This is a genomic window from Magnetospirillum moscoviense (assembly GCF_001650635.1).
In the GTDB taxonomy this organism is placed as follows: Bacteria; Pseudomonadota; Alphaproteobacteria; order Rhodospirillales; family Magnetospirillaceae; genus Magnetospirillum; species Magnetospirillum moscoviense.
Genome location: NZ_LWQU01000007.1, coordinates 1 through 7,827, shown reverse-complemented (window position 1 = coordinate 7,827; position 7,827 = coordinate 1). Strand labels below are relative to the sequence as shown.

Annotated in this window: 5 protein-coding genes and 2 pseudogenes; 4 read left to right on the top strand and 3 right to left on the bottom strand. The window is 64.7% G+C overall.

What is annotated here, in order from left to right; genetic code table 11:
* Positions 1–283: pseudogene (locus A6A05_RS00310) on the top strand (transposase); the annotation flags it as partial.
* Positions 284–450: 167 nt separating this feature from the next.
* Here A6A05_RS00310 and A6A05_RS00305 read toward each other — a convergent pair.
* Together A6A05_RS00305 and ccrA are read right to left on the bottom strand one after the other, a co-directional pair.
* Positions 451–2,115, bottom strand: a complete 1,665-nt coding sequence (locus A6A05_RS00305; RefSeq protein WP_082910574.1) for an acyl-CoA dehydrogenase family protein — start codon at positions 2,113–2,115, stop codon at positions 451–453.
* Positions 2,116–2,199: 84 nt separating this feature from the next.
* Positions 2,200–3,477, bottom strand: a complete 1,278-nt coding sequence (gene ccrA / locus A6A05_RS00300) for a crotonyl-CoA carboxylase/reductase (protein WP_068496331.1) — start codon at positions 3,475–3,477, stop codon at positions 2,200–2,202.
* A 184-nt stretch (positions 3,478–3,661) separates the two neighbouring features.
* On the opposite strand from ccrA, the gene A6A05_RS00295 reads away from it, so the two are divergent.
* From A6A05_RS00295 to A6A05_RS21560, 3 genes and pseudogenes are all read left to right on the top strand, one after another.
* Positions 3,662–5,641, top strand: coding sequence for a protein meaA (locus A6A05_RS00295; RefSeq protein ID WP_068496329.1), 1,980 nt, complete (start codon positions 3,662–3,664; stop codon positions 5,639–5,641).
* A 209-nt stretch (positions 5,642–5,850) separates the two neighbouring features.
* A pseudogene (locus A6A05_RS22215) lies at positions 5,851–6,093 on the top strand (radical SAM protein); the annotation flags it as partial.
* Positions 6,094–6,140: 47 nt separating this feature from the next.
* Positions 6,141–6,470, top strand: a complete 330-nt coding sequence (locus A6A05_RS21560; RefSeq protein ID WP_068496325.1) for an SPASM domain-containing protein — start codon at positions 6,141–6,143, stop codon at positions 6,468–6,470.
* Between the two features lie 45 nt (positions 6,471–6,515).
* Here the strand turns inward: A6A05_RS21560 and A6A05_RS00280 are convergent, their stop codons facing one another.
* The gene (locus tag A6A05_RS00280; protein ID WP_068496323.1) at positions 6,516–7,703 is read right to left on the bottom strand and encodes a carboxylesterase family protein; all 1,188 of its coding nucleotides are present in this window, start codon (positions 7,701–7,703) and stop codon (positions 6,516–6,518) included.
* Positions 7,704–7,827: the final 124 nt, after the last annotated feature.

Below are 7,827 nucleotides of genomic sequence, written 5' to 3'. Positions count from 1 at the left end.
GACCACGCTGGGCCTCGACATCCGCGTTGTCGTCACCAGCCTGGCCACCGGCTCGGCCGAATTCATCTACGACACCTTCTATTGCGCGCGCTGATGCTCACCCTCCGTGACGCCATCCCCAAGACTCATGCCCTGGCCAACGCGGAGTTCACCACCATCCGGCTCCGGCTGCTGAAATTGGGCGCCCGCGTCATCGAGACCGCCTCGCGCATCCGTCTCGCCTTCGCCGCAGCCAGCCCCGATCCGCCACCTCGCCTCGGCGCTGATGCCCGCCGGACCGTGACCGACGGGGCCGTCATTGCCCCGATCAATCCCGCCCGACAACTCCAGACCCCGTCCGCCTGCCCATCACATCACCCAGACGACCGAAAGGCCGTCGTGGTCAGACGCCCCAAACGTCAGGCGACTACGGGGGCATACAATTCTGAGCGCCATGGTGAATAGGACGGGTTAACCGCGCGCGCCCGACAGCAGGCCGCGGGCGATGACCTGGGCCTGGATTTCGGCGGCACCCTCGAAGATGTTGAGGATGCGGGCGTCGCACAGGACGCGGCTGATCTGGTATTCCTCGGCATAGCCGTTGCCGCCGTGCACCTGCAGGGCGTTGTCGGCGTTGGCCCAGGCGACGCGGGCCGCCAGCAGCTTGGCCATGCCGGCCTCGATGTCGCAACGATGGCCGCCATCCTTCTCGCGCGCCGAGAAATAGGTCAGCTGGCGGGCGATCATGGTTTCCACCGCCATCCAGGCGATCTTGCAGGCAACGCGCGGGAAATTATAGATGGCCTTGCCGAACTGCACCCGCTCGCCCGCGTATTTCAGGCCGATCTCCATGGCGTTCTGGGCCACGCCGACGGCGCGCGCCGCGGTCTGGATGCGGGCCGATTCGAAGGTTTCCATCAGCTGCTTGAAGCCCTGGCCTTCCACCCCGCCCAGCAAATTGGCGGCCGGCACCTTGAAGCCGTCGAAGCCCAGTTCGTATTCCTTCATGCCGCGATAGCCCAGCACCTTGATCTCGCCGCCGGTCATGCCTTCCGACGGGAAGGGATTTTCCTCGGTGCCCCTGATCTTCGGGGCCAGCATCATCGACAGGCCCTTCCAATCCTTGGTGGTGGGATCGGTGCGGACCAGCAGGGTCATCACGTCGGTGCGCGCCGCGTGGGTGATCCAGGTCTTGTTGCCGGTGATGACGTAATGGTCGCCGTCCTTGACGGCGCGGGTGCGCAAAGATCCCAGGTCCGAGCCGGTATTGGGCTCGGTGAACACGGCGGTCGGCAGAATCTCGCCCGACGCGATCTTGGGCAGCCATTCCTGCTTCTGTTCCTCGGTGCCGCCCAGACGGATCAGCTCGCCGGCGATCTCGGCCCGGGTGCCCAGGGAACCAACGCCGATATAGCCGCGGCTCAATTCCTCGGTGACCACGCACATGGCGGTCTTACCCATGCCCAGCCCACCATATTCCTCGGGCAGGGTCAGGCCGAACACGCCCATCTCCGCGACGGCGTTCAGCACGTCCAGGGGGATCAGCTCGTCCTTCAGGTGCCATTCGTGGCAATAGGGGGCGACATTGTCCTCGACGAAGCGGCGGAACTGTTCCTGGATCAGCACCAGGGTCTCGTCGTCCAGGCCCAACTCGCCGAAATGGTGGCCGTCCTGGATCAGCTGGGCGATGCGCACCCGCACGGCGGCCGCGTTGCCCTTCTTGCGCAGGATGCTGGTGGCGTCCGAGCTGTGCTTGTGGCAGATGCCCGATTCCAGCCCTAGGTCGGACGGACGGATCAGCTCGCCCTGGCTCATCGGGATGCCGCCATAGATCTGGGCGACATATTCGCCGAAGGCCGATTGCAGCATCAGCTGCTCAAGCTCGCCGAACTTGCCGCCCGCCTCGATCCGCTTGGCCCAGTCCAGCATCTGCTCGAGCGCCGAGACGTAGGTGGTCAGCCAGGCATAGCCGTGGGCGGCTTGCTGGTTGGCCTCGAACAGCGCCCCGTCGATCTTGCCCCCGTTCGACACCATGGCGGTGACGGATTCCTTGGCGGCGGCATGCAGGCCCTTGACGGTGTCAAGTGCTGCGGCGCAGGTGGCGATCAGGTCGGGAAGCAGGATGGTGGCGGTCATGGGGGCGGTCCTTGGTTTCTTCATGCGAACCCCCTCCCCGGCCGGGGGCCAGGGAGGGGGCGAGGGGTGGTCGAAGGCCGACGATCAATCGCCTTCGATGCAATCCTCGATGGTGTGGCGGCCGGGCTTCAGGGCCTGGACCAGCACGGCCATGTTGCCGGGCTTGTGCTGGTTCTTCAGCATCTTCATGTGGGCGGCCGGGATGTCGTCCCACGAGAAGCATTCCGACATGCACGGATCGATGCGGCGCTCGATCACCAGCTGGTTGGCCTGGGACGATTGCAGCAGGTTGGCGAAGTGGCTGCCCTGGATGCGCTTCTGACGCATCCACACGAAGCGGGCGTCGAAGGTCAGGTTGAAGCCGGTGGTGCCGGCGCAGAACACCACCATGCCGCCACGCTTGACCACGTTGCACGACACCGGGAAGGTGGCTTCGCCGGGATGTTCGAACACGAAGTCGACGTCGTTGCCCTTGCCGGTGATGTCCCAGATGGCCTTGCCGAACTCGCGGGTCTTCTTCATGTAGTCGGCGAAGGCCTTCTGGTCGCCGTCGACGTCGGGCAGCTGGCCCCAGCAATCGAAGTCCTTGCGGTTGATGACGCCCTTGGCGCCCAGACCCAGCACGAACTCGCGCTTGTCTTCTTCCGAGATGACGCCGATGGCGTTGGCGCCCGACACGGCGATCAGCTGGATGGCCATCGAGCCCAGGCCGCCTGCGGCGCCCCACACCAGCACGTTATGGCCGGGACGCAGGACGTGCGGACGATGGCCGAACAGCATGCGGTAGGCGGTGGCCAGCGTCAGGGTGTAGCAAGCGCTTTCTTCCCAGCTGAGATGCTTGGGACGCGCCATCACCTGCTGGGCCTGGACGCAGGTGAACTGCGCGAACGAGCCGTCCGGGGTCTCGTAGCCCCAGATGCGCTGGCTGGGCGAATTCATCGGGTCGCCGCCGTTGCACTCTTCGTCGTCGCCGTCGGTCTGGTTGCAGTGAACCACCACCTCGTCGCCGACCTTCCAGCGCTTAACCTTCGAGCCGACCTTGTAGACCACGCCCGAGGCGTCGGAGCCGGCGATGTGGTATTCGGCCTTGTGATAGTCGAACGGCGAGATCGGCTTGCCGAGCGCGGCCCACACGCCGTTATAATTGACGCCGGCGGCCATCACCATGATCAGCACTTCGTGCGGATCGACATCCGGCACGTCGACCACTTCGACCTGCATGGCGGTGTCGGGATCACCATGGCGCTCGCGCCGGATGCACCAGGCGTACATCTTGCTGGGGACATGCCCCAGCGGCGGGATCTCGCCGAGTTCGTAGAGGTCCTTGATCACCTGGCCGGGCTTGGTCGCCACTTCGCTCATGCCACTCTCTCCTAAAACAGGCAGGGGTTCAGCCACGCCCGAAGGGGCCGGCGGACAGTCCGATGGTTTTAGCGTTTTGCGGCTTTCTTCGCAATGCACAAAATGATAGTTTGTTTCGCCACGCCCGCGGACGAAGAAATATTAGGTCGCGCGCTTCCTTGAGTACGGACATATAGAGGCCCCCATGACGGACAAGACCCCCGCCCGCGAAAAGCCTTGGCTGTTTCGCACCTATTCCGGCCACAGCTCGGCGGCGGAAAGCAACAAGCTTTACCGTACCAATCTGGCCAAGGGTCAGACCGGTCTGTCCATCGCCTTCGATCTGCCGACCCAGACCGGCTATGATTCCGACCATCCGCTGGCCAAGGGCGAGGTGGGCAAGGTCGGCGTGCCGGTGTGCCATATCGGCGACATGATAACCCTGTTCCAGGACATCCCCCTGGAAAAGATGAACACCTCGATGACCATCAACGCCCCGGCCGCCTGGCTGTTGTCGCTGTATATCGCGACCGCCGAGCGCCAGGGGGCGGCGCGCTCAAGCTTGAACGGGACCACCCAGAACGACGTCATCAAGGAATATCTGTCGCGCGGCACCTATATCTTCGCGCCTCAGCCGTCGTTGAAGCTGACCGGCGACGTGATTTCCTTCACCTACCGCGAGGTTCCCAAGTGGAACCCGATGAACGTCTGCTCGTACCATCTGCAGGAAGCCGGCGCGACGCCGGAACAGGAGCTGGCCTTCGCGCTGGCCACCGCCATCGCCGTGCTGGACACGGTCAAGCCCATCGTGCCGGAAGCCGATTTCGAGCAAGTGGTCAGCCGCATCAGCTTCTTCGTCAATGCCGGCATCCGCTTCGTCACCGAGCTTTGCAAGATGCGCGCCTTCACCCAACTGTGGGATGAAATCTGCCGCGAGCGTTACGGCGTGAAGGACGAAAAGGCGCGGCGGTTCCGCTATGGCGTGCAGGTCAATTCCTTGGGCCTGACCGAGCAGCAGCCGGAAAACAACGTCTATCGCATCGTCATGGAAATGCTGGCCGTCGTGCTGTCGAAGAACGCGCGGGCGCGTGCCGTGCAGCTGCCGGCGTGGAACGAGGCGCTGGGCCTGCCGCGTCCGTGGGACCAGCAATGGTCGCTGCGCCTGCAGCAGATCATGGCCTATGAAAGCGACCTGCTGGAATTCGGCGACATCTTCGACGGCTCGATCGAGATCGAGCGCAAGGTCAATGAACTGATGGCCGGCGCCCGCGAGGAATTGGCGCGCATCGACGAGATGGGCGGCGCGGTCAACGCGGTGGAATCCAGCTACATGAAGCAGAAGCTGGTGGAATCCAACGCCCGGCGCATCGGCGCCATCGAGGCCGGCGAGCAGATCGTCGTCGGCGTCAACAAGTGGACCGAGACCGAGCCCAGCCCGCTGACCACCGGCGACGGCTCGATCCTGACCGTCGATCCCAGGTCGGAAGCCGAACAGATCGAGCGCCTGAAGGCCTTCCGCGCCGGGCGCGACCAAAGCGCGGTCGAGGCGGCGATGGCCGCCTTGCGCTCGGCTGCAGGGGAAGGCCGCAACGTCATGGAGCCGTCGATCGCCTGCGCCCATGCCGGCGTCACCACCGGCGAATGGTCGCAGGCCTTGCGCGAAGTGTTCGGCGAATACCGGGCCCCGACCGGCGTGGCCCGCGCCGCCGCCCAAAGCGGCGGCGACAAGATCGGCGTGGTGCGCACTCGCGTCGATCAAGTCTCGGCCGAGCTGGGCCGGCGCATCAAGATGCTGGTGGGCAAGCCCGGCCTGGACGGCCATTCCAACGGCGCCGAGCAGATCGCGGTGCGCGCCCGCGATGCCGGCATGGAAGTGGTCTATGAGGGCATCCGCCTGACCCCGGCCCAGATCGTCAACGCCGCGCTGGAAGAAGGCGTGCACGTGGTCGGCCTGTCGATCCTGTCGGGCAGCCACATCCCGCTGGTGACCGAGGTGCTGGACCGCATGCGGGCGGCCGGCATTGGCGATATCCCGGTGGTGGCCGGCGGCATCATCCCCCCAGAGGACGAAAAGATCCTGCTGGCGGCGGGCTGTGCCCGCATCTACACGCCGAAGGATTACGACATCACCGCCATCATGGGCGACATCGTCGAACTGGTGGCCGGGCGCGCGAAGGCGGCGTAGCTGTCACCAAAGCCAAGGCGGCCCGCCGGGGAAACCCGGCGGGCCGTTTTCATTTCGCGGCGGTGGATACGCACACCTAACAAGGGCAAAATGCTTGCATCGCTGGTCTTTTTGCTAGACCATCGCCGCCTCTGGATGCGCGATGAGGTGTTGATGTGGAACCTGTTCCCTTTCGGATTTTTCAGGTCGAGCTGACCAGTTACTGCAACATGAAATGCGGCTATTGCCCGCATCCGCGCATGAAGCGGCCCAAGGGCCACATGTCCGAGAAGACCCTGGCCCGCTGTATCGACATCGCCAAGAAGGCCGGCCAATACGGACTGACCCTGCACCATTTCGGCGAACCCTTCCTGCATCCTCGGCTGGAACAGCGCCTGAACCTGATGGCCGAGGCCGGCATGAATATCCATTTCAGCAGCAACGGCCTGCTGCTGGAAAAGAAGCTGGCGATGCTGAAGCGTATTCCGACCCCGATTTCCGTCACCTTGTCGGTCCATCAATGGGCCGACCACGCCCCGACTATTTCCGTGCCCTCGAGGATTGGCGGCAGAAATGCCAAGGCGCCAACATCACCGTGCTCCAGGCCGCCAATGCCGACGAAAACGGCCTGCGCTTCCACAGTTGGGCCGAGGGTAAGCAGCGGGCCATCGACCTCAACAAATGCTACTTCCTCAAGGAGAATGCCGGCGTCGTGTTGTGGGATGGCCGCATCGTCAGTTGCTGCCTGGACTGCCACGGCGAATGCGTGATCGGCAATATCCAGGATGCAGCGCCGGAAACGCTGGAGACCGTGCCGTGGCGCGGTTGCCGGGTCTGCGTTTTCAACTGATCCGCCGGATTACTCCGGCGGATCAGCCGTCTTCTTGGCTCGCCCTTAAGGTGTGCGCGGGCTGACCTTGTCCCACAGGGCGGTGCAGTTGGACGATTGCGCAGGGCCAGGCGCCATGGTGCCGCCACTGCCCTGGAACAGCTGGACCTGGCCGTTGGCGACGTAACGGGTCCAGCCGGCCGGTGGGGTCAGAGTGGCGGCGAAGCTGGTCCAGGCCTGGCCCATGGCTGGCGCCAGTTGGGCGTCGGCTTCCGGCACCGGCTGCACGAACTGGTCCAGGGTGTTGAACACGTAAGGCAGTTCGTTGCCGTGGCAGACCTGGCCGTTGCCGGGCGCGCAGGCCTGGGTCGGCACCGTCGGATAGGAATTGAACAAGGGCGGCTGGGCGAAGCGATAGGCCCAGATCGGGTTGTTCGGCGCCTGCTTCAGGGCGGCGTTGGCGCTTTGCAGGTTGCCGCACTGGAACGATTGGTCGTTGATGACCGAAGCGAAGGTCTGGGCGGTGCCGTTGTAGAAGCTGGTGCCGGTGGCCGCCGATGCCTTATAGGGCTGTGCGCCGGCCGCATTCTTGAACCCGGTGATGCGCGGTTCGTTGATCGGCTTGAACAGGCCGGCGATGGCCTCGCCATACATGGTCGGATTGAGCGGCGAACTGGTCTTGCCGGCGGGGATGCACTGGGCCAACTGGGCCGCGTTGGGGTTGGGGATTCCGTTGGTGGTGGCTTCGCCGGCGCAGGCGATGCCGGCGAAGATGGCGCCTTCGTCGGCATTGGTGCCGAACAGGGTCGGCTTGGACAGCATGCCCTTGGCATAGCCGTCCAGCGGCTGGCCGGTGACGAAGGTCCCGTCGACCACCGGGGTCCAGGGCAGCGCCTCGGGGAAGCCGCTGCGGATGATCCGCCACAAGGACGAGCCCTGGCCGCTATAGGCGGTCTGCGCCGCCATCACCTGATCCAGGCTCGCCGTCTGCAATTGCGCCACCGTCGGCGCGCATTTCTTCCAGCCGGCCTCGGCGCACAGCATCTTGAGATAGGTCGAGCCGTCCTTCGAGCCTTGCGCGGGCGTGCGGTACTGCACCGACATCGGGTTGCTTTCCATGATGGCGGCCCGGAACAACGGCGCACTTTTCGGCACGGCGTAAAGATGCAGGCCGACGCTCATGGCGCCTGCGCTTTCGCCGAAGATGGTGACCTTGGCGGGGTCGCCGCCAAAGGCCTTGATGTTGGCCTGCACCCATGTGTGGACGGCCCCTGCGTTGCAAGGGAAATTCGACGTTCTGCGCGACCAGGCTGGGTGCAGTCATGTGTCCGGCCTGTTTGTGCGGTTCACCTGACCGCTGGCCATGATGTGATCCGCG